Here is a 21,101-nt window from a genome sequence, read left to right as displayed (position 1 = left end):
AGATCAGAAATAAAAAGCTAGACCGAAAAGCAAAAACCGCTTAATGAGCGGTTTTTTTTATGCACTAACATTTCAACTCCATTTTCCCGAATAGACTAAAATCAACTATCTTTATTTTTCTGAACTAGGCCACTTTTAAATGAACCTCAAACTCTTTTTTAGCCCCGTAGATATTTCTGAAGAATTGCCCGCCAATAGTGTAGGACATTCTGTTCAATCTTCGGGCAGCGATAATTTTGATATTACCAAGTGTGACATTGCCCTTGTGGGCTTAACTGACAACCGAAGTGCTGGAGAAGCAGAAGGTGAAAGTGATGGGGTGGATAAAATTAGAGCCAAGTTTTTTCAGCTAAAGAAAGGCGCTGGAAACTATAGAATTGCCGATTTAGGCAATTTGAAAAGCGGAGAAAACCTTGAAGACACCAACGATAGATTAAGAGAAGTCTGTGAGTTTTTACTCCGACATAAAATCCTTCCGTTGATTATTGGCGGATCACATGACCTTAGTTTTGGGCAGTTTCAGGCCTATGAATCTTTGCCCGAACTGATTACGCTTTTAAATGTTGACGCCACTTTAGACCTTGAACCAAAGGGCGATGAAAACGCTACTTTCTTAGACAAAATACTGACCTACACACCAAATTACCTATTCTCATACAATCATTTAGCACACCAAAGCTACTTGGTGGGCCAAGACCATTTGAGCGTGTTAGACAAACTCTATTTCGAAGCCATGCGATTGGGCGAGTTGCGTGAAAATTTCCAAGAAGCAGAACCCTTGGTACGGATGGCGAATATGATGACTTTTGACATCACCGCTATTCGCAGTGCCGATGCGCCTGCCAACCCCAATGCCCAGCCTTTTGGCCTAACAGGCGAAGAAGCTTGCCGACTTTGTTGGTATGCGGGAATGAATGAGAAATTAAGTTCCATCAGTATTTCTGGCTTTAGCCCAGATTTAGATGACCAACATGGTAAGACTGCTACCGTAATCGCCACCATGCTTTGGTACTTTGTAGAAGGTTTCTACAATAGAAAAGACAGCGGAAAGTTTGAGTCGAGCGAGTACACTCGTTATGTAGTTTCACAAGAAGGTACTGACGACACAATGGTTTTTTATAAAAGTAAGTCAACCGATAAATGGTGGATGTTGGTTACCTTCGGCACTAAACACAGCCAGAAAGCTTACTTGCCTTGTAGCTATAAAGACTATACCAATGCTACACATGGCGAACTACCTGAAAGATGGATTAGGGCACAAGCCAAGTTGATATAATCCTCGGTAAAAACTTTCCAAAAGTTAATTCATAAAGTGTTCATTATAAATATCAAGCAACTTTTGGAAAGTTAGAACAACATGAAAAAGCTCTTTGCACCGTCTGTGAAAGAGCTTTTTGCTGGGTCATTAAAATAAAAATGGTATTTTTCTACATTGTGAAACCGCGCGCTTCACTAATGTTGTTTGAACCTTATACGCTCGAAGCCCAAAACACCCTACTTATATTTATAAATATTCAATATTTATTTTGTAACTGATCGTTTTGTTTTTAAAAATCTGACCACTCTATTTAGCCATATATCACCTTGCTTTAAATACTTATACCAACTTCTGATATTTTAGAATTCACAATTTGATGATATTGTAAGTTGAGCGTCTTAAATCACAAATGCTTAATTTTCAATAGAAATCAAGCTCTAAAGCCATGAAAATCAGATCTGTTATTGTTCTATTTTTATTTCTTAGTATTCTCAGTTGCGAACAGGAGGAAGAAGCCAATTGGCTCAAAGGAAATTTGCACACCCACACCTACTGGAGCGATGGAGATGGATTTCCTGAAATGGTTTTGGATTGGTATAAAAGCAACGACTACCAGTTTATTGCACTTTCAGAACACAACATTATCGCCCGAACCGAAAAGTGGAAGAAGCTTCCGAAAAGCATGATCTACCAACAGGCTTTTGAAGATTACTTGAAGAAATACGGTGAAGATTGGGTGGAATATAAAGAGGACAGCACGGGCATTAGCGTAAAGCTAAAAACCGAATCTGAATACAAACCATTGTTTGAAGAAGCTGGAAAGTTTGCCATCATTACGGCCCAAGAAATTACAGATGGCTATGGCGGAAAACCATTGCATATGAACGCTGCTAATATTCAGGAGCTTATTAAGCCCAGGCATGGAAACAGTGTAGCCGAAACAATGCAGAACAATATTGATGCGGTATTAGAACAAAGAAAAGCCACTGGAGAGCCTATTATGCCCCACATTAACCATCCCAATTTCGGCTGGGCCGTTACCGTGGAAGACATGAAATCACTTTGCGGAGAACGTTTTTTCGAAGTTTTTAATGGTCACCCTCAAGTGCATAATTATGGAGATTCCACCAGAATGGGCATGGAAGAAATGTGGGATCAAATCAACATTGCTTATCTCAACAGAAATCAGCCTTTAATGTATGGCATTGCCACGGACGACAGTCATAATTACCATTTATTTGGTGGGCAGTATAGTAATAGCGGCCGTGGATGGGTGATGGTAAACAGTAAATCCCTTGATGCTAAATCTCTTATTGAAACCATGGAGGCGGGAAATTTCTACGCTTCAACTGGAGTCACCTTGACTTCTTTAGAACAAGGTAAAAGTGAAATCGAATTGGAAATTAAGGCAGAAGCTGACGTGAGCTATACCATCGAGTTTATTGGAGTAAGGAAAGGAAGCGATAAAAGCGAAGTATTCGAAACGGTGAATGGCACCGAAGCCTCTTTTAAACTGACCAAAGAAATGCTCTTTGTCAGGGCAAGAATTATCTCTTCAAAAATTAAAGAAAATCCATTTCAAGAAGGTGATTATGAAATGGCCTGGACGCAGCCAATTTCACATTAACTATACGGCTAATTTTTCTTTTCAAACACCACCAATCCCGAAGCATTCTTCTCGTATTTAGCGATGTAGGAGCTGTTAAACTCTGCTGAAAAGTTGACATCGCCTCCACTTACATTTGTTGGTGTTGGGTTGCCTTCGGGGAAGAAGTACACTTTAGTATTACCAAATTTGGTGTGGAGCATATAGTTGCCATAGGCTTCCATTTCAGCATTTTCAGGGTCGGCTACGGTAACAATGTACACTCGAACGACTGGCCCTGTATTGTTTTCGTTACGGTAAAAAGCCACTTCGGTAAAACCACCCTTGAGGTCGGAAACGGAAGGCTGGCTAAATGACTGCCATAGCATAATAGCCACTAAAATGCCAATTACTAAAATCATCGCAGTTCTGTACTTTCGCATTTCCATATCAGATCAATCCTCTAGATTTCAGTTCAAGGTACTTGTTAATAGTGTTCACGCTCAACTCTTTTGGAGGCGTTAAAATGGTATGAATTCCGTGGGCCTGAAGCTCTTTCATAATCAGCTTCTTTTCATAAGCCAATTGTTCTGCAATTCCCTTTGTATACACTCCTTCCAAAGAATCAGCTTTGGTTTCAATGAGTTCCTTCACTTCCGTATTCTCAAAGAAAATACATACCAATAAATGCTGTTGATTGATTTTTCTGAGGTAAAGCAATTGCCTTTGTAAGGAAGAAACCGAAACGAAATTAGTGTAGAGTAGAATAAGGCTTCGCTGCGTTACCTTCCGTTTTAAAGAAATATAGAGCTGTGAAAAGTCACTTTCTTTATAGGCTGTTTTCTGCTTATATAAATGCTCCAAAATTAAATTCAGCTGCATGTTTCGAGAAGAAGCAGGCAAAACTGAATTCACTTTATGCTGAAAGGTAACCAAACCAGCCTTATCGCCTTTTTTCAGGGCAATGTTAGAAATCACCAAACTGGCATTTATCGCATAATCCAGTAAGCTCATACCCTCAAAAGGCATCTGCATCATTCGGCCTTTATCAATAACAGAATATACCTGCTGCGAACGCTCATCTTGGAATTGATTAATCATCAATTCCGACCTTCGGGCAGAGGCTTTCCAGTTGATTTTTCTATAATCGTCTCCAGCTACATAGTTTTTGATTTGCTCAAATTCCATGTTATTCCCAATCCGTCTGATCTTCTTGATACCGCTCTGCTGCAGTTGATTGGAAATGGCGAGCAATTCGTACTTGCGCATTTGAATGAAAGAAGGGTATACCGAAACTACTTTGGGTTGCCCCAGTTGAAACCTTCGTTTCACAATACCTAGCTTGGTAAACACAAAGGCGTTAATGATTCCAAATTCATATTCACCACGCTTTACGGGGCGAAGGGAATAATTAATATTCTTGACCTCTCCAGGCTTTAAAGTCAGGTTAAATTGCTGATTTCTGATTTGGAACTGCACAGGTAATTCATCAAAAACCTGAATAAATACTTGTTGTTGAAACCGATGTTCTAGAATAATCTGAATTGAATTTTCATCTCCGTTAGAAAACTTTTCGGTCATTATTCTTTCTGCCACCAATGGTCTTTTTTGCTTATACAAAAGCAGCGTATCGAGCACTAGCAGTACCAAAGCCAGATAGAAGAGCGTTTCTGCTATTGCGGCTACTGCAGGAACAGCAAAACCCACCATAAACAAAAACACCAAAGCCCCTGCTACGGCAAAAAAACGATTGGTGAGATAGAAAGACTTGATATAATTCATTAACGCGGCACTTCAGTTTTAGCTACCAGCTGATTGATTACTTCTTCTGCAGTAACGCCTTCCATTTCCTTTTCAGGTGTAAGAATAATTCTATGGGTGAGCACAGGAGAGGCCAAGAATTTAATATCCTCAGGTGTTACAAAGTCGCGTCCCTGAATGGCTGCGAAAGCCCTTGCGCCATTGAGCAGAGCCAAAGAAGCACGAGGAGAAGCCCCTAAATATATTGCATGGTCGTGACGTGTTTGAGTCACGATTTCAGCAATGTATTTAAGAAGTTTTTCGTCTACTACAATCTCGTTTAAGGTAGATCGGTATGCAGCTATATCCTGCGCGTTGAGCACTTTAGAAACGCCTTCGAGTTGACTGCCTTTTCTGGCCGCATGGCGGGTTAAAATTTCTGTTTCTTCATCGAGTGAAGGATAACCGATCTCAATTTTGAATAAAAAACGATCGAGTTGCGCTTCTGGCAATCGGTAAGTTCCTTCTTGCTCAATCGGGTTTTGCGTAGCCAAAACAATGTAAGGCTCTTCCATTTTATGCGTAGTTCCATCAATGGAAACCTGACGCTCTTCCATTACCTCGAAAAGTGCGGCTTGGGTTTTTGCCGGTGCTCGGTTAATCTCATCAATAAGCACAATATTCGAGAAGATAGGCCCTTTTCGAAATTCGAACTCGGAAGTCTTCACATTGAAGATTGAGGTGCCGAGTACATCAGAAGGCATAAGATCGGGCGTAAACTGAACCCTAGAAAAATCTACATCAATACTTTTTGCTACCAGTTTAGACGCCAATGTTTTGGCTACACCTGGCACACCCTCTAAAAGAATATGACCATCGGCAAGAATAGCGGTTAAAATCAAATCAACCATTTTTTTCTGGCCCACTATCACTTTGCCAATCTCCTCACGGATTTGTTCTACACCTGCCTTTAGTTTTGTCAGGTCTACCCTGTTTTCGAATGTATCTTGATTTTCCATATACTATACTATTCCGTAAAATTCGTTCATTAATTTTTCCATCATCAAAAGTTCGCCTTCTTCGATCATATCATTTGCTTCTATTCGCTCTACTAATTCTACCAAAGCAAAAACCTTTGCCTTTTCAACGCCAGATTTTCTCGTGAGCTCTAGTTTGAAAGCCTCATCTAATTTATCTGTTCTGAGCGTGTAATGACTTCGCACATAATCCTTCCAGAACAGAATTCTTTTTTGCGCTAAGTTTTTATGGTTCTTCTGCTGGTGATAAAGCTGCCCCAATGTATTCACAAATTCAAGGGTGGCATTTTTCACTGGAGGAATCACAGCAATAATGCGTTGCCTTCTTTTCGATTCAAATAAAATGAAAATGAATACCGTAGCCAACAGAATGAAAATAGCCCATTTTAAAGCAGGATAACTCAACAAAGCCCTTATTTCTGAACGTGACTCAAGTTTACCCATCTGGTAATATTCTATATGCATTAAAGGCTCATCTTCAGGCAAGAGGCTCAACATTGAAGAAGCAAAAGCAGAAGTTTCTTCATGTAACACAAAGTAATTTGTGAAAGCCAACGGCATGGTGCTCAAATACAAATTACCTTGACCACCATTATATTTAAGCAGAACAGGTTTACCATCTTCTCGCCAGGCCATTTCGGTAATGCTGTCGCTTTCTACTTTAGAAAAATAAGCTGCCGTAGTTAAAGTCGGAAAAACGAAAGTCTCTTCATTTCCATTTGGCAAGGCAAATCGCACCCTCGTTTTAGTTTCTTCTGCCAATTCATTTGCTATTTGGGTGAAGTCAGAAGGATTTAATCTTTGCTCCAAATAGGCTTCAAAGCGCAAAGAATCTTCAAAACGAGTAGAAAAATCTTGTGCTGCTAAAAAAACCGTATGTCCTTTTTCAACATGCTTTAAAAGCGAATTGAAGTCATTATCATCAAAAATAAAATTGCCAGCAATTGCCAAGAAGTTATCGTCTACCTCCTCTTGCTCTACTAATTCATAAATGGTTTTAAAACTCGAAGGTACATCTCCCTGCTCGAAAAGATCTTTGAGTAAATCGTGTGTAGCGAAAGTACCAAAAGGAATACGGTCGCGGTAATGATATGTGACCGTCCAATCCTCTGGTTTCGGTTTCTGCATTTCATACACCACATAAATGGTAATAATGGCAATAAAGAATATCAGGTATTTTTTGTCTTTCATTTCTTCGAAGACTTTAAAGTTCCGATACGCTCTAAATGAGCTTTGGCCTTAGCAACCATGGTTTCGTTGGCTTCAAAATGACCATACCAGGTATAATCAAATAGGAAACTGAGGCTGGCAAAATCCTTTTCTATGTTATGACCCGACAATTCGTATAGATATTCTCGATTCGTTTTCCCCTTTCGAATAGCAATGAGGTTAGCATCTGATATTCTTTTCAAGGAATAGAGGTAAGTGAGGCGCACCGCAACCCTCCACTGCGCTTGGTTGATAGCTTGTTGAATTTCAGTTTCAAAATCAATTTCATGTAGTGCTTCTTCATCTACCTGATAAGGTTTTGCTTCAGACTTAGTCTTCTTAAAAAGAGTTGTAGGCTGAATACCTGCTAGTTTGACAATGAAAAATACGAAAGCCGCAATGAGCAAACCATAGAATAGAATTTCTAATATTCCGCTTGTTACCGCAGAACCAAAGAGGCTATTAAACCAACCTACAATCCTATCCCAAAGTCGCTCCAGAAAGCCCTTTGATTTGGCCTTATACACTTCGTATTGAAAGCGCTTATCGCTCCTGTATTCATCTAGCTTTTGGGCGTCAAAACTCCTTATCTCTGTTTGTGGAGATTGATGAGGTAAAGCTGCCATAGCAGATGAACCCGCCCACGAAAATTGTAGGCTAAGAATTACGAAAAGCAGCTTAATATGTCTCTTCATCCTCTGTTGTTCCGGCATCGTCCATTTGCTCAATTCTAGACATCAAGCCTCTAGATTCTCTTCTTTCTACCAAATTAAAATACTGAAAAGCCAAAGCTAAAAAGCTGATAGAGTAGGTAAGAATAGCTCCAAAAGTTTCTAGAACAGAAAAGAGAATACTCAATGGATTACTCCCAAAATTTGACTCATCTAAACTGCTCAAATCGCCTGATTCTTGTACGGAAGTAAGTGCATCCCCAAAAACGAGAAGAGTTCTAGGTAAGCTAAACAATCCACTGATTACATAGCCAATAATTCCTGTCACAAACAATAAGCCTAAAGTGCTCCACCATTTATCTTTTATCAGTTTAAAGGCCCTTCCAAAAGCATCTATAGGGTTGTTGTCTTCAAAAACTATAATGGCAGAACCTAATGACAGCACAATCATTAAGTAAACACCAGGAATGAAGAAAAGGAACATTCCGATAACTACTACAATGGCAGTTAACACATTAAATACCAATAAATTGAACATTCTTGAAAGCAAGTTTTCAGTTACATCCGGTAATCGAATTTCGATAGGGGCTTTATGTTCATAAGCCCTCATATAACCATAAGCCACTGCAGGTAAAACTGCAGATGTGACCACTGCAGAAATCAACACCAAACCATAAAGGCTAAACATATCTATGATGATGTCAGGTGAAAAGCCTTGTTCTCCAAAATTGAACATTCCAAAAGAGAGCTGGCTCATCAGAATATTAGATAAGAGCAGTATTGGGCCAGATATAAGTAATTGAGCTCTGAGGTATGGCCACGCGTTTTCGCGAAGAAAAACAAAGGTCATGTTCAGTTTGTCTCCAAACTGGCGTTTTTTATAAAACTCTATCTGCGGTGTATACGCCATTTTTAAACAGTTTTCGAGGGTAAATAATTATGTAATAAACCATAAAAGCCAGTGATCCTAAAATGATGGCGGCTTTTAAAGCATTCGGCATTCCGAACAAGCGGGTAACAAAAGATTCCAGAAAGCCAGCAATAATAAACATAGGCACCAAGCCTAAAACCACTTTAGCTCCCGTTAAAGCTCCTTTTTTTAAAGACTCAAGTCTAGAGTAAGTACCTGGAAACAACATTGAGTTGCCCATGATAAGACCTGCTCCTCCTGCCATTACTATAGATATAATTTCAATTGTGCCGTGAATCCAAATGGTAAGTACCGAAGTAAGTAAAAGGCCCTTTTGGTAAAAGAAGTATTGAAAAGAACCGAGCATCACTCCGTTCTTAAAAAGCAAAAATCCTGTACCTACAGAAGCTACAATACCCGCAGCAAAGGCCATAAATGACACCCGAATGTTATTGAAGGTAATGGCAAAAAACATATCTGTTTGTGCCATAGAAGCATAAATACCTAGAGGTTTTCCGCTCTCAATATTCGCCAAAGTTCTATTTACATAGCTATCTCCCAATATAAGCCTGACAAAAGTATCATCTTGAGCGGCAGAAAATGCGCCTATTAAAGAAGACAGTAAAAAGATAATCAAAGAGTAACCGAACTCTTTGCGATGAACCCAGAATATTTCGGGCAATTCCACCTGCCAAAACCGTACAAACCGGCCCGAGCTCTGTTTCTTATTCTTATAGATGTATTGGTGAACTTTCGTGGAAAGGTTGTTCAAATAAACAGTGATATCGCTTTTAGGATAATGCGTTTTGGCATAGGCCAAGTCGTCTGTAAGCTGAATAAACAAACTCGCAAGCCTATCTGGGTCTTTTCTGGCTTTGGAGGAAATTTGCCTTTCGAACTCTTCCCATTTACTTATATTTGCTTTTACGAAAGCGGATTCCCTCATCTTTGATTCGTATTTAAGTCAAAAATTATTCAATATAAGTTCATATGCAAGCGGTAAGCATTCAAACCTCACAAAACATTCAATTAGAGTATCCGCTTGCTGGTATTGGCGATAGAATTTTGGCTTTTGTTTTAGATGCCATAATCATCCTCAGCTTTTTCTTTATCACCAGTGTAACACTAGCAGCAACTGGTATATCAATGAGCGTGGCCATGAATGTAATGCTGAGTATAGTGGCCTATTTATACCGGTTAATTTCAGAAGTATTTTTTAATGGTCAAACCGTAGGAAAAAAAGCCTTGAGCATAAAAGTGGTAAAACTGGATGGAAGTGTTCCTTCTTTTGGCGCCTATTTTCTCAGGTGGCTTATGGAACCCATAGATTTTTTCATTGTAGGACTTGGGGTAGTCTTTATTATTTTGACTAAAAATGGGCAGCGTGTTGGAGACCTTTTAGCAGGAACAACGGTAGTGAAAATAAAGAAAATTACAGCCACCAACGTCAGAAATAAAATCATAATGGAAACCGTAGATGAAAACTATGTGCCGAAAATCCCTGAGGCTGCACAGTTAACAGACCATGAAATCCGTTTGATCAAAGATGCTTTATCTGTTTTTAGAGATGGAGCCAAAGAAAAACCTCTGCTGCTCATTGAAGAAAAACTCAAAGAGAAGTATAACATACAAAGTGACATGCCTACGGTGAAATTCATGTATACACTACTTAGAGATCACACCTATTACATGACGAAGTAGAATACTTAGAACTGCTTTTGTGTTCTATAAAAAGAAATCCGCTAGAGTTGGCCATGGAAATTAAATCATACACCCCTTCGCAATTGGCACTAAGAAATGGCCAGGACCGACCTGAAATATGGGTGGCCTATCAAGGGCGAATCTATGATGTAACTTCTTCACGCCTCTGGAAAAACGGCATGCATTATGAACATTGGGCTGGTCAAGATTTAACTAATGAACTTCCCGATGCACCACATACCGAAAAGGTGTTTGAAAAATTCTCTGTTATAGGAATTCTCTCTTCCTAACCCTGCCCAATTCATCAAAATACTGTGCTATAAGTGACCGCTTTGTGTACGTTTTCGTTACACATTTTTTACGAATACGAACACATTTTTATTTCAATTCACTCATTATCAGTAAGTTAATTTTACTGGCACGTGCATTGGATAAAGAATGGCATGTCGAATAGAAAAAAACAAAACAACAATTTAAACAACACGGTCATGAATAGCTCAAAGGTTAAAACTCAAAAAAATTTAAGTGCATTATTAGGTCTAGCACTTGCGGTCATCACATTGTTTCAGGCAGGTTCTGTAAAATCGAACGAATCTTCTGACAGAAGCTTAACATCAATCGAAGAAGCTGAATTAAGAGCTGAAATCGATAGCATCTTTCCTGATGATGGATTAACAATCACAGAGAGAGCTTATGCAGAAATTGAGGCTGAACAAACTAATTACGTAAAGGTTTTTAATGCCAATAACGAGTTGGTCGCTCAAGGCATTACTACTGAAAATGAAGAACTGAGAAGATTGGTCAATCAAGCAGATTTTCTTATTCAGGTACCAGGTCAGAAATATTACAGAATATCAGAATAAGTCTTGGCTAGAGCATTCTAACCACAGACACTATTCGAAAGGTCACAGTCAGTTTAGTTTAATAAGGTCAATTTTAGTTAAGAAAGCCGCCCAATGGGTGGCTTTCTTTTTTGGATGAGTATAGGTATGAATGTTATTTTCAGGCCAGATTGAAAACAAAAAAGCCAACTGTCTTTCGACAGTTGGCTTCTCATTTATATTAAATCGAGTACTACTTAACTTCTTCGTACTCTACATCAGATACATCACCTGACTTTGAATCGTCACTTGCTCCAGCATTTGCATCTGCTCCACCTTGCGCACCTGCAGCGTCAGCTCCCTGGCTTGCAGCGTACATTTCTTGCGAAGCAGCTTCCCAAGCTTTGTTCAAAGTTTCCATTGCAGCATCAATACCAGCAATATCTTGACTTCCATGAGCAGTTTTCAAATTAGCAAGCGCTTCTTCGATTGGCTTTTTATTGCCTTCTGAAAGCTTGTCACCATATTCTTCTAATTGCTTTTCTGTTTGGAAAATCAATGAATCAGCTGTGTTCAATTTCTCAACTTTCTCTTTTTCCTTTTTGTCAGACTCAGCATTGGCTTCGGCCTCTTGCTTCATTTTATTGATTTCCTCTTCAGTTAAACCAGAAGAAGCCTCAATTTTAATTTTCTGCTCTTTGCCTGTGCCTTTATCTTTAGCCGACACGCTCATGATACCATTGGCATCGATATCGAATGTTACTTCGATTTGAGGTACACCTCTTCGTGCTGGTGGAATATCACTCAAGTGGAATCTACCAATAGTTCTGTTGTCCTTCGCCATTGGTCTTTCACCTTGTAACACGTGAATTTCAACAGAAGGCTGATTGTCAGCAGCAGTAGAGAAAACCTCTGATTTTTTAGCTGGGATTGTAGTGTTCGACTCAATCAATTTAGTGAACACGCCACCCATAGTTTCGATACCTAGTGAAAGAGGCGTTACATCAAGTAACAATACATCTTTTACTTCACCAGTTAATACACCACCTTGAATAGCTGCACCAATCGCTACTACCTCATCAGGGTTTACACCTTTTGAAGGTTTTTTACCAAAGAATGCCTCTACAACTTCCTGAATTTTAGGGATTCTTGTAGAACCACCCACCAAGATTACTTCATCAATATCTCCAGTGCTGTAACCTGCATCAGACAAAGCCTTTTTCACTGGCTCCATTGATCTTTTTACCAAGTTGTCTGCTAAAGACTCAAATTTTGCTCTTGACAATGTTCTTACCAAGTGCTTTGGCACACCGTCAACTGGCATAATGTATGGTAAGTTGATTTCAGTAGAGTTAGAAGAAGACAATTCGATTTTTGCTTTCTCAGCAGCCTCCTTCAATCTCTGAAGAGCCATTGGGTCTTTTCTCAAATCAATTCCTTCGTCCTTGTTGAACTCATCTGCCAACCAGTCGATGATTACTTGGTCAAAGTCATCACCACCTAGGTGAACATCACCATTGGTAGATTTTACTTCGAACACGCCATCACCTAACTCTAAGATTGAGATATCGAAAGTACCTCCACCTAAATCATATACTGCGATTTTTTGTTCTTTATCCTTTTTATCAAGTCCGTAGGCCAAAGCTGCTGCCGTTGGCTCGTTGATAATTCTCTTTACTTCTAAACCTGCAATTTGTCCAGCTTCTTTTGTAGCCTGACGCTCAGCATCGTTAAAGTAAGCAGGCACCGTAATTACTGCTTCTGATACTTCTGTTCCTAAATAATCTTCCGCAGTAGACTTCATTTTCTGAAGAATCATTGCAGAAAGTTCTTGAGGAGTATACTTTCTATCACCGATTTTTACTCTTACGGTGTCGTTATTTCCCTTTTCTACTTCGTATGAAATACCTCTTAGTTCCTCAGAAACATTCGAGAATTTCTTTGCCATAAATCTCTTAATAGAGCTTACAGTATTTTTAGGGTTAGTGATCGCTTGTCTTTTCGCAGGATCACCCACCTTACGCTCTCCGTTACCATTGTCCAAAAATGCCACAATAGACGGGGTTGTTCTTCTACCTTCGCTATTAGGGATTACCACAGGCTCATTACCTTCCATTACGGCAACGCACGAGTTGGTAGTTCCTAAGTCAATTCCAATAATTTTTCCCATGATGTATAAATGATTTCTTTTCTGTTGCTATTTAAACTCATTCCGTATTTATCAATGGTTGTGCCAAAGGATTTTGCCTGACATTTGGTGACACATTGACAGAAATGGACACAAAAAAAGTCTAGTCGACTGACTAGACTTCTATTTTACAGCGTCAAAAACTGCCTTAAGCCATCTTAACATTTTCTAAAGAGAAGGTAAAAGGAGTAGCATTCGCTCCAGCTCCGCCACCAGTCATTACAATGTCGGCAGAGGCAATGCCTAAAAGTGAAATCTCTGTATTAATGCTACTAATGATAGCCGAATTCATGATTTGACCTTGCGTGACTTGAGAAGCTACTCCAATAAAAATGGTTGGTTTAAATTCAAAAATGGCTTGTTGAGCAGGCGCAATATTAGACTTCAAAGCAGCCACACTCCCATCTCTATAAACATAACCACTCACGGCTCCTTTTTGCAGAGAATTTTTAAGAATAATTTCATTTGCCGCAGTGGCTGGGCCTAAGTATTTAATTAAATCACCAGAAGATGCTAAAACCATTTCAAAAGCCTGACCCTGTGTGGCAGACAATTGCGGAGTATAATTTCCGTAACTATCGCTCATCGCTACTTGATATAAACTTGAATAAGTAAAAGGGTGGTAATCTCCTCGACCACAATTTTTGATGACTTTCCATGCTACTGCGATTTCATCGAAGTCTTCGGCTACATTTTTCTGAAAAATAACGACCTCTGAATTATTCTGATCGTTGGATTCGTTAACAAAATTCAATTGTACTGTGCTCATTAGGTTATGATTAGGTTTTTATTATAAAATAAACATGATTAAACAATTTCGAATAAAAGTTAAAACTATTAATCTCTAAAACCAACTAATACAACAACCATTAACCCCTAGACAACTATTACCTAGTCGAAGCCTACTCTGTCACAAACTCACATTTTTGACCATATTTTCCTGACTAAGCCTTGAATGCCTAACTTACCGGACAAATGATAGAAAAACATGGCCGCTATTTTTTATTACCTCTTTGTTAAGCCAATATCGCTACTACCATTGTGGCTCACTTATGTGATTTCCGATATTTCCTGCTTCTTTATATATCGAGTTGTTGGCTATCGAAAAAAGGTAGTGACTACCAACCTAAAGAACTCTTTTCCAAATAAGCCTGAAAAGGAGATTAAGGAAATTAGGAAGAAGTTTTATAGCCATTTTACAGATTTCCTTTTTGAGAGCTTTAGAAATTTTAGCATTACAGAAGAAGAAACATTAGCTCGTTTTAAGGTAATAAATCCAGAGGTTTTAAAACCGTTTGCCGATGCCAACCGAAGTGTGATTATTGTGGGTGGCCATTATAACAATTGGGAAATGTTAGCCGTTGGAATCGACCACTATATTGAACATCAGAGTGTAGCGATCTACCACAAACTGGGGAACAAGTTTATAGACAATAAAGTGTTAAAATCGAGATGCAAGTTTGGTTTGAAGCTTATCTCACGTCCAGAAGTAAAATCCTTTTTTGCGAATGACAATCAACTCACCGCAACGATTTTTGGATCAGATCAATCGCCTAGTATAGCCAAGAAGGTATATTGGACTCGCTTTTTGAATCAGGACACTCCGGTAATGTTTGGGGTTGAAAAATTCGCCAAAGAAAAAAACTACCCTGTGGTTTATGGCGGTATTCAGAAAGTAAAGCGCGGCTATTATGAATTCGAGCTTGAATTACTTTTTGACGAACCTACTTTATGTAAGCATGGCGAAATCACAGAGGCGCACACCAAGTGCCTAGAAAAACAAATTATTGAAGATCCTCAATACTGGCTTTGGACGCACAAACGCTGGAAAAGAAAGCGTAAGCCAGAAGAATTAGATGAAGCCAAAACAGTTAAAGATCAATTGGCTGAAATTAAGGTTTAAAGCTATCCTGCCGTTGGTCAAGAATTCTGACCTCCATACATTGAGTAAACAGCATGTGCCTCGCACTTTTTCTTTTATCTTTGCAGCTTAATTCAAAAAGCGTATGGGTTTAAAGGAGGAGATAGCAAAAAGAAGAACTTTCGGAATTATTAGTCACCCCGATGCAGGAAAGACTACTTTGACTGAAAAACTACTTCTTTTTGGTGGAGCAATTCAGAAGGCTGGAGCTGTAAAATCTAGCAAAATCGATATGCATGCACGCTCCGATTGGATGGAGATAGAAAAGCAGAGAGGTATCTCTGTAGCCACTTCCGTAATGGCTTTTGAATATGAAGGCATGAAGGTGAACCTACTCGATACACCTGGTCACCAAGATTTTGCTGAAGATACTTACCGAACGCTTACGGCTGTTGATTCAGTAGTAATGGTGGTAGATTGTGTAAAGGGGGTGGAAATTCAGACGGAAAAACTGATGGAAGTTTGCCGTATGCGTAACACGCCTGTGATTTCTTTCATCAATAAAATGGATAGAGAGGGTAAAGACCCTTACGATTTATTGGAAGAAATTGAAGGCCGCTTGAACATCAATGTTCATCCGCTCAGTTGGCCAATCGGCATCGGAAAAAACTTTAAAGGAGTTTACAGCCTTTACGATAAAAGCTTAAGACTTTTTCAGCCTAGCAAGCAAAGACTTTACGAGGAAACCGTAAAATTATCGGACATTAACAGCCCCGATTTAGAAAAATATGTTGGAGAAAAAGACGCCAATCAGCTTCGCGAAGATGTTGAGCTGCTACAAGACCTATATGGCGACTTAGATGTAGATGCCTATTTGAACGGAGATATTGCTCCTGTATTCTTTGGCTCTGCCGTGAACAACTTTGGAGTGAAAGAGCTTTTAGACACTTTCCTTAAAATTTCACCCAAACCACTAGCCAGAAGTACTGACGAAAGACTGGTTGAACCCACAGAAGAAAAGTTTACAGGTTTTATCTTTAAGGTACATGCCAACATGGACCCAAAACATAGAAACCGAATTGCTTTCTTGAGAATTTGCTCTGGCAAATTTGAAAGAGGCAGCAATTATTATCACACCCGTCAGGACAAGAAATTTAGAATTTCGCAAGCCACCGCTTTTATGGCGCAGGACAAAGAAACCATTGACGAGGCTTGGCCAGGTGACATTATTGGTTTGTACGACACTGGTAACTTCAAAATTGGGGATACGCTTTCTGAAGGTGAAAAAGGGACTTACAAAGGCATTCCTAGCTTCTCTCCAGAGATTTTCCGCGAAGTAATTAACCGCGATGCCATGAAAACCAAGCAACTTGAAAAGGGCTTGAACCAACTTATGGATGAAGGTGTTGCGCAGTTGTTCAGTTATGAATTAGGATCTAGAAAAGCAGTGGGTGTTGTAGGTCAACTTCAGTTTGAAGTAATTCAATACCGATTGAAAAACGAATATGGAGCTTCTGCCGATTTTGTGCCAATTCAGGTGCATAAGGCCTGTTGGTTCTCTTCGAAAGACCCTAAAAAACTGGATGCCTTTATTGATTCTAAACAGCGCCATATTGCCAGAGATAAAGATGGTAAGTTGGTGTTTATGGCCGAATCAAGAGCTTGGCTACAAATGGTTCAGGATAATTTCCCTGAAATTGATTTTCACTTTACTAGCGAATTCTAATGGAAAAAATAGTTCAACCTATATATGAAGACAATCACCTGCTGATTGTGAATAAACCTGCTGGAATACTGGTTCAAGGTGACAACACTGGCGACAAGCCATTGGTAGATTATTGCAAAGACTACCTAAAGGAAAAATATAACAAGCCGGGGGCTGTGTTTTTAGGTGTGGTTCATAGAATAGACAGGCCTGTAAGTGGAATTGTGGTTTTTGCTCGGACCTCTAAAGCGCTTGAAAGAATGAATAAGCTTTTCGCTACCCGAAAAGTGCAGAAAACGTATTGGGCTGTGGTGAAAAGAAAACCGAGACAACCCGAAGGAAAATTAATCAGTTGGTTAAAAAAAGATCCTTCTAAAAACATCACCACTGCTTACGATTACCAAGAAGAAGGTTCGCAAAAAGCCGAACTTGATTTTAAGGTTTTAGGCAAGTTGAACGATCACTACCTGATTGAAGTAAAGCCAATCACTGGTCGTCCTCACCAAATTAGGGTTCAACTTTCTGAGTTGGGCTGTCCTATCCGTGGCGATTTGCGTTATGGTTTTTCTAAACCAAATCCAGACAAAAGCATTAACCTACATGCCAAAGGACTTTATTTTGAGCACCCAATAAAAAAAGAGCCATTGATTATTCGTGCGGGTTTACCAAACGACCAGTTTTGGGAGCAATTCTTGACTTTGGAGAAGATCAAAATCAAGGACAAAAACGTAGATAAAATTTACTAAGTAATACAAAAGCCAATTTTAAAACATGCAGAACGATCCAGAATTAAACGGCAAATACTTGGGTACCATTACCAAGGATTTTGTGCTGGTGGCCGATACATTGAAAGAAGCGGCTTACCAAGTAAAAAAGAGGGGCTTCTCTGAATTCCCAATCTTCCCTATTTCTAAAACCGACATCTCTGTTGGGCAATTATTAATAGGAAAGAATGAAATGAATACTACTTGGAACTACTCTATTACCTACTTAGATGAATTTGTGCAGCGCAAATTGGTAGAGGATGAAGAGGCATTTAAAAAGGCTTACAAAGATCCTGATGAATTTTGCTGCCTTTTTGTTGTAGATCAGGAGTTCACCAACTTCCTTTTTATCCCTTATCCTGAGGATTAAATCTCGAACCCTCCAAAAGTTCTCCTTTTAGGCATTTGACTAGGTGATTTAACACCGTCAATATTGTTATATCAACTTTTGGAGGGTTTATAGGCTATAGCGCTTCATAACCAATCCTCAAATTCTTCGTTCTCTTTTCAATATATTCCATTAAATTGATGTATGGGGGAAATTGCGGAAGAAACAAGAAACATGGTGCGCGGTCTGCTGACCAAGCTTTCAGACATGAGGACTGATTTAACATGGAGAATCAATAACACTTATAGCAATGGTATTGACAATACTGTACTCGAAATCCTGATTTTTGAAAATCATGAGCAAACAGGAAGAATCGCTTTTCAGCTAGAAGATGGCCACGTCATCAATTACCGCTATAAGGAAGTAAAAAAGCAATTGCCTGCACAAATTATGGATGTGCTTTTGGATGTTATCAGTTTTGAAATGACGGTTACTTAGTTTCTTCAGCTAATAGCTTAGCGTAGCCTTCCATCAATAGTTTCGTTTTAGCCCCTACTTTTCCGTTAGCAATTTCTTGATCATCAATCTTTACCACAGGCATTACCCTTTTATTCGTGCTTGTCATAAAAACTTCTTCAGTTGCCAAAACTTCTGATAAAGCAATTGGCCTTATTTCAACTTCAAAACCAAGCTGAGGAGCCAAATTCACTACATTCATCCGAGTAACCCCAGGTAGAACGCCATCCTTGTTTGTAATCAGTTTGTTTCCTTCTACTAAAAACACATTACTGCGCGAAACCTCACTGATATAATGGCCATCATGATAAAGTACATCAATATGTCCTTTCTGCTTCCAGATGGGCTCTAACCGAACTGCAGTAGCATAATTGGTAGTTTTCACTTGGGGCATTTCGCGGGTAAACTGATGTGTCATTACACTCACCCCCTCTGCATAAAACAATGGATTCGTTTCCGAAACCGCAGTGTTGGTAATAACTAAATTGGGTTTTCCAGCCGAAAAGCCATCGGACGAAGCGCCACCGGTCATCAATACTTTGACGCCCGAAAGAGGAAACCTATTATATTCGATCAGCTTTTTAATGGCAGCTTCTATTTCCTTTCGAGAGAAAGGAATTTCCATTCCCAATAAACGCGCAGAGCTTTCAAAACGGTTTAAATGAGCCTCCATAAAAGCAGGCGCCCCATTGTACACTTTGAAATAATCGAAAATTCCGAAACCTCGTAATACACCTACATCATCAATTGAAAAGGTAATCGACTCCTTCGGAACAAATTTGCCGTTGAAGAATTGGATCGCTTGCATAGCTGAAAAATTATGGAGCAAATATGTCTAAATTTTCAAAACTGAGTCTTACCATTGCAGAAAAACTGATGAGGTATCAGCCGTTAGCTCGAAAAATTATAGATTAAAGAAAAATTGCTCGATTTGCTGAAATGGCTAAAGACTACTATCAAATATTGGGGGTTTCCGAAGACGCTGATCAGCAGGAAATTAAAAAGGCGTATCGGCAAAAAGCACTTGAGCTTCACCCCGATGTAAACCCCTCTCCTGAAGCCATTGCTGTTTTTCAAGAAGTGAAAGAAGCCTATGAAGTTTTAGGCGATTCAGAAGCCCGATTGCATTATGACAGCGGAACGATAATTATCAATTTCGAAGATTTTGAAGAACCCGCCCAAAGGCAATATTACCAGACTGAACCTCAGCCAGTTCCCACCAATTTTAAAATCTATGCTAAACAAAGCACGCGATTATGTGCATTAGCGCTGGTTTTCAGTTTAACCTTCTTCTTTGATTTCTTCGTTCAACGCGATTTAGGCAATATAGAAGTTGAATATGCCGAAGTGAGTGATTACAGTGGTAGAAATGGCGGTCGTTATTTTATGAATGTGGCGACCACAGCCGGCAACTTTAAGACTGTAACTTATGGAAGCTCAATTTATGCGGGTGAAATTCTTGAAATGAAAAAGAGCCACATTTATGGTTTCTTCAAATACAAAAGGGCAAGCGAAACACGATTTCAATTCACCTATAACACCCCTTCAATGATATTCTTTATGGCAGGGCTTGTGTTGCTGGCTGGAATTTTCGGAATTATTCCCAACACAAAACCCGAACGAAAATTTAATGCTGCCATTATCGGCTGCTTTTTCAGCCTTACCTTAGTTATCTTCCTTTTGGCCGCTTAAATGATTCCAGCCTTGGGCTTTTAATTCCACCAAATTATTGTTTTTAGTCACCAATCTGTTCCCCTTAGTTAACTCTTGCGTATGACCAATAAAATGGATGTCCTCGTGTTTTTCTAACTTTTCGTAATCTTCTTGCTTGATTGTAAAAAGCAGTTCGTAATCCTCTCCTCCATTCAGGGCACAAGTAATTGGGTCGAGGTTAAACTCCACTGCAGTTTCATAAGTCTGTCTGTCGATCGGAATTTTATCTTCATAAATCTGAATACCAACGCCCGAATGAGTGCTCAAATGCAGACATTCCGAAGCCAATCCATCAGAAATATCAATCATAGAAGTAGGTACTACTCCAAATTCAGCGAGCTCATGAATAATATCCATTCTGGCAATGGGTTTTAGCTGGCGCTGAACAATGTACTCGTAGTTTTCTAATTGCGGCTGTAAATTTGGATTGGCCATAAAAGCCTGCTTTTCTCGTTCCATTACTTGAAGCCCCATAAAGGCACCACCCAAATCGCCAGTAGCGCAAAGGATATCACCAACTTTTGCTCCCTTTCGGTAAGTAACTTTTTCCTTTTCCACCTTACCAAAAACCGAAATAGAAATGATCAGTCCACTTTTTGAAGTGGTGGTATCTCCGCCCACAATATCTACTTGAAAAGCCTTAGCTGCCGCTTTCATCCCTTCGTAAAGTGCTTCAATGGCTTCAACCGAAAAACGATTACTCAAGCCTAAAGAAACGGTTACCTGTTCTGGTTTACCGTTCATGGCGGCAATGTCAGAAACGTTTACCGAAATGGCTTTGTAGCCCAGGTGCTGTAAAGGCACATAAGATAAATCGAAATGCACTCCTTCTACCAGCATATCGGCTGCCAATAATCCATACTGATCACCAGTATTGATTACCGCGGCATCGTCTCCAATGCCCATCACAGTACTGTGATTTTGGGTGCTAATCCCCTCGGATAATCGATTGATCAATCCAAATTCACCTAGTTGAGATAATTCTGTTCTACTTTCTGACATGGCTTTTCCTCGTTTCGGTCGCAAAGATACTATTTTAGTCAATAGTCAATAGTCAATAGTCAATAGTCAATAGTCAATAGTCAATAGTCAAT

Annotated in this window: 22 protein-coding genes; 11 read left to right on the top strand and 11 right to left on the bottom strand. The window is 39.4% G+C overall.

Annotated elements, in window-relative coordinates:
* Positions 1 to 139: 139 nt before the first annotated feature.
* Positions 140 to 1,276, top strand: a complete 1,137-nt coding sequence (locus MB14_RS04190) for a formimidoylglutamase (protein ID WP_062589074.1) — start codon at positions 140 to 142, stop codon at positions 1,274 to 1,276.
* A 427-nt stretch (positions 1,277 to 1,703) separates the two neighbouring features.
* A complete protein-coding gene (locus MB14_RS04185; protein WP_062589072.1) occupies positions 1,704 to 2,885 on the top strand; it encodes a CehA/McbA family metallohydrolase domain-containing protein in 1,182 nt (393 codons plus the stop codon).
* 8 nt (positions 2,886 to 2,893) lie between these two features.
* Here MB14_RS04185 and MB14_RS04180 read toward each other — a convergent pair whose 3' ends face one another.
* From MB14_RS04180 to MB14_RS04150, 7 genes are read right to left on the bottom strand one after another with little or no spacing between them, the layout of a single operon-like run.
* Positions 2,894 to 3,286 carry a hypothetical protein gene (locus tag MB14_RS04180; protein WP_246032635.1) on the bottom strand — a complete coding sequence of 131 codons (393 nt, stop codon included), beginning with the start codon at positions 3,284 to 3,286 and terminating at the stop codon, positions 2,894 to 2,896.
* 7 nt (positions 3,287 to 3,293) lie between these two features.
* Complete coding sequence (locus tag MB14_RS04175) at positions 3,294 to 4,625, bottom strand: DUF58 domain-containing protein (RefSeq protein ID WP_062589068.1); 1,332 nt, start codon at positions 4,623 to 4,625, stop codon at positions 3,294 to 3,296.
* Entirely contained in the window at positions 4,625 to 5,602 is a 978-nt protein-coding gene (locus MB14_RS04170) for an AAA family ATPase (protein ID WP_062589067.1), read from the bottom strand. Before MB14_RS04170 ends, MB14_RS04175 begins: the two co-directional genes overlap by 1 nt.
* 3 nt (positions 5,603 to 5,605) lie before the next feature.
* Complete coding sequence (locus MB14_RS04165) at positions 5,606 to 6,811, bottom strand: DUF4350 domain-containing protein (protein WP_062589065.1); 1,206 nt, start codon at positions 6,809 to 6,811, stop codon at positions 5,606 to 5,608.
* On the bottom strand, positions 6,808 to 7,524 hold the full coding sequence (locus tag MB14_RS04160; RefSeq protein WP_062589064.1) for a DUF4129 domain-containing protein: 717 nt from the start codon (positions 7,522 to 7,524) through the stop codon (positions 6,808 to 6,810). Before MB14_RS04160 ends, MB14_RS04165 begins: the two co-directional genes overlap by 4 nt.
* Entirely contained in the window at positions 7,508 to 8,410 is a 903-nt protein-coding gene (locus tag MB14_RS04155; protein WP_132644105.1) for a DUF7847 domain-containing protein, read from the bottom strand. The genes MB14_RS04160 and MB14_RS04155 overlap by 17 nt, the downstream gene beginning before the upstream one ends.
* Complete coding sequence (locus MB14_RS04150) at positions 8,379 to 9,356, bottom strand: stage II sporulation protein M (protein WP_053225141.1); 978 nt, start codon at positions 9,354 to 9,356, stop codon at positions 8,379 to 8,381. The genes MB14_RS04155 and MB14_RS04150 overlap by 32 nt, the downstream gene beginning before the upstream one ends.
* Positions 9,357 to 9,400: 44 nt before the next feature.
* Between MB14_RS04150 and MB14_RS04145 the strand changes: the two genes are divergently transcribed.
* The 3 genes from MB14_RS04145 to MB14_RS04135 all read left to right on the top strand — a co-directional run bounded on the left by MB14_RS04145 (position 9,401) and on the right by MB14_RS04135 (position 10,974).
* On the top strand, positions 9,401 to 10,111 hold the full coding sequence (locus MB14_RS04145) for an RDD family protein (RefSeq protein WP_062589062.1): 711 nt from the start codon (positions 9,401 to 9,403) through the stop codon (positions 10,109 to 10,111).
* A 59-nt stretch (positions 10,112 to 10,170) separates the two neighbouring features.
* Entirely contained in the window at positions 10,171 to 10,401 is a 231-nt protein-coding gene (locus MB14_RS04140) for a cytochrome b5 domain-containing protein (protein WP_221405460.1), read from the top strand.
* Between the two features lie 198 nt (positions 10,402 to 10,599).
* Positions 10,600 to 10,974, top strand: a complete 375-nt coding sequence (locus tag MB14_RS04135) for a hypothetical protein (RefSeq protein WP_132644104.1) — start codon at positions 10,600 to 10,602, stop codon at positions 10,972 to 10,974.
* Positions 10,975 to 11,185: 211 nt separating this feature from the next.
* Here MB14_RS04135 and dnaK read toward each other — a convergent pair whose 3' ends face one another.
* Positions 11,186 to 13,102 (bottom strand): molecular chaperone DnaK, encoded by a 1,917-nt coding sequence (gene dnaK, locus MB14_RS04130; protein WP_062589057.1) that lies wholly within the window; start codon positions 13,100 to 13,102, stop codon positions 11,186 to 11,188.
* A gap of 166 nt (positions 13,103 to 13,268) precedes the next feature.
* Entirely contained in the window at positions 13,269 to 13,889 is a 621-nt protein-coding gene (locus MB14_RS04125; RefSeq protein ID WP_062589055.1) for a hypothetical protein, read from the bottom strand.
* A gap of 219 nt (positions 13,890 to 14,108) precedes the next feature.
* Between MB14_RS04125 and MB14_RS04120 the strand changes: the two genes are divergently transcribed.
* The 5 genes from MB14_RS04120 to MB14_RS04100 all read left to right on the top strand — a co-directional run bounded on the left by MB14_RS04120 (position 14,109) and on the right by MB14_RS04100 (position 18,276).
* Positions 14,109 to 15,023, top strand: a complete 915-nt coding sequence (locus MB14_RS04120) for a lysophospholipid acyltransferase family protein (protein WP_062589053.1) — start codon at positions 14,109 to 14,111, stop codon at positions 15,021 to 15,023.
* Positions 15,024 to 15,126: 103 nt separating this feature from the next.
* On the top strand, positions 15,127 to 16,707 hold the full coding sequence (locus tag MB14_RS04115; RefSeq protein ID WP_062589051.1) for a peptide chain release factor 3: 1,581 nt from the start codon (positions 15,127 to 15,129) through the stop codon (positions 16,705 to 16,707).
* On the top strand, positions 16,707 to 17,432 hold the full coding sequence (locus MB14_RS04110) for an RluA family pseudouridine synthase (RefSeq protein ID WP_062589049.1): 726 nt from the start codon (positions 16,707 to 16,709) through the stop codon (positions 17,430 to 17,432). The genes MB14_RS04115 and MB14_RS04110 overlap by 1 nt, the downstream gene beginning before the upstream one ends.
* Positions 17,433 to 17,457: 25 nt before the next feature.
* Positions 17,458 to 17,820, top strand: a complete 363-nt coding sequence (locus MB14_RS04105; RefSeq protein ID WP_053225152.1) for a hypothetical protein — start codon at positions 17,458 to 17,460, stop codon at positions 17,818 to 17,820.
* Positions 17,821 to 17,982: 162 nt separating this feature from the next.
* Positions 17,983 to 18,276, top strand: coding sequence for a hypothetical protein (locus tag MB14_RS04100; protein ID WP_062589047.1), 294 nt, complete (start codon positions 17,983 to 17,985; stop codon positions 18,274 to 18,276).
* On the opposite strand, the gene MB14_RS04095 is transcribed toward MB14_RS04100, so the two are convergent.
* Positions 18,269 to 19,102, bottom strand: a complete 834-nt coding sequence (locus MB14_RS04095; protein WP_062589045.1) for an aminotransferase class IV — start codon at positions 19,100 to 19,102, stop codon at positions 18,269 to 18,271. The genes MB14_RS04100 and MB14_RS04095 overlap by 8 nt on opposite strands.
* A 131-nt stretch (positions 19,103 to 19,233) precedes the next feature.
* Between MB14_RS04095 and MB14_RS04090 the strand changes: the two genes are divergently transcribed.
* The gene (locus MB14_RS04090; RefSeq protein ID WP_062589043.1) at positions 19,234 to 19,986 is read left to right on the top strand and encodes a J domain-containing protein; all 753 of its coding nucleotides are present in this window, start codon (positions 19,234 to 19,236) and stop codon (positions 19,984 to 19,986) included.
* Here the strand turns inward: MB14_RS04090 and thiL are convergent.
* Entirely contained in the window at positions 19,960 to 21,009 is a 1,050-nt protein-coding gene (gene thiL / locus MB14_RS04085) for a thiamine-phosphate kinase (RefSeq protein WP_062589041.1), read from the bottom strand. The genes MB14_RS04090 and thiL overlap by 27 nt on opposite strands.
* Between the last annotated feature and the right edge of the window lie 92 nt (positions 21,010 to 21,101).

The sequence above is a fragment of the Roseivirga ehrenbergii genome (genome assembly GCF_001593005.1).
GTDB lineage: Bacteria > Bacteroidota > Bacteroidia > Cytophagales > Cyclobacteriaceae > Roseivirga > Roseivirga ehrenbergii.
The sequence above is the reverse complement of the archived record's forward strand: the minus strand, read 5'-3'. Positions and strand labels throughout refer to the sequence as shown.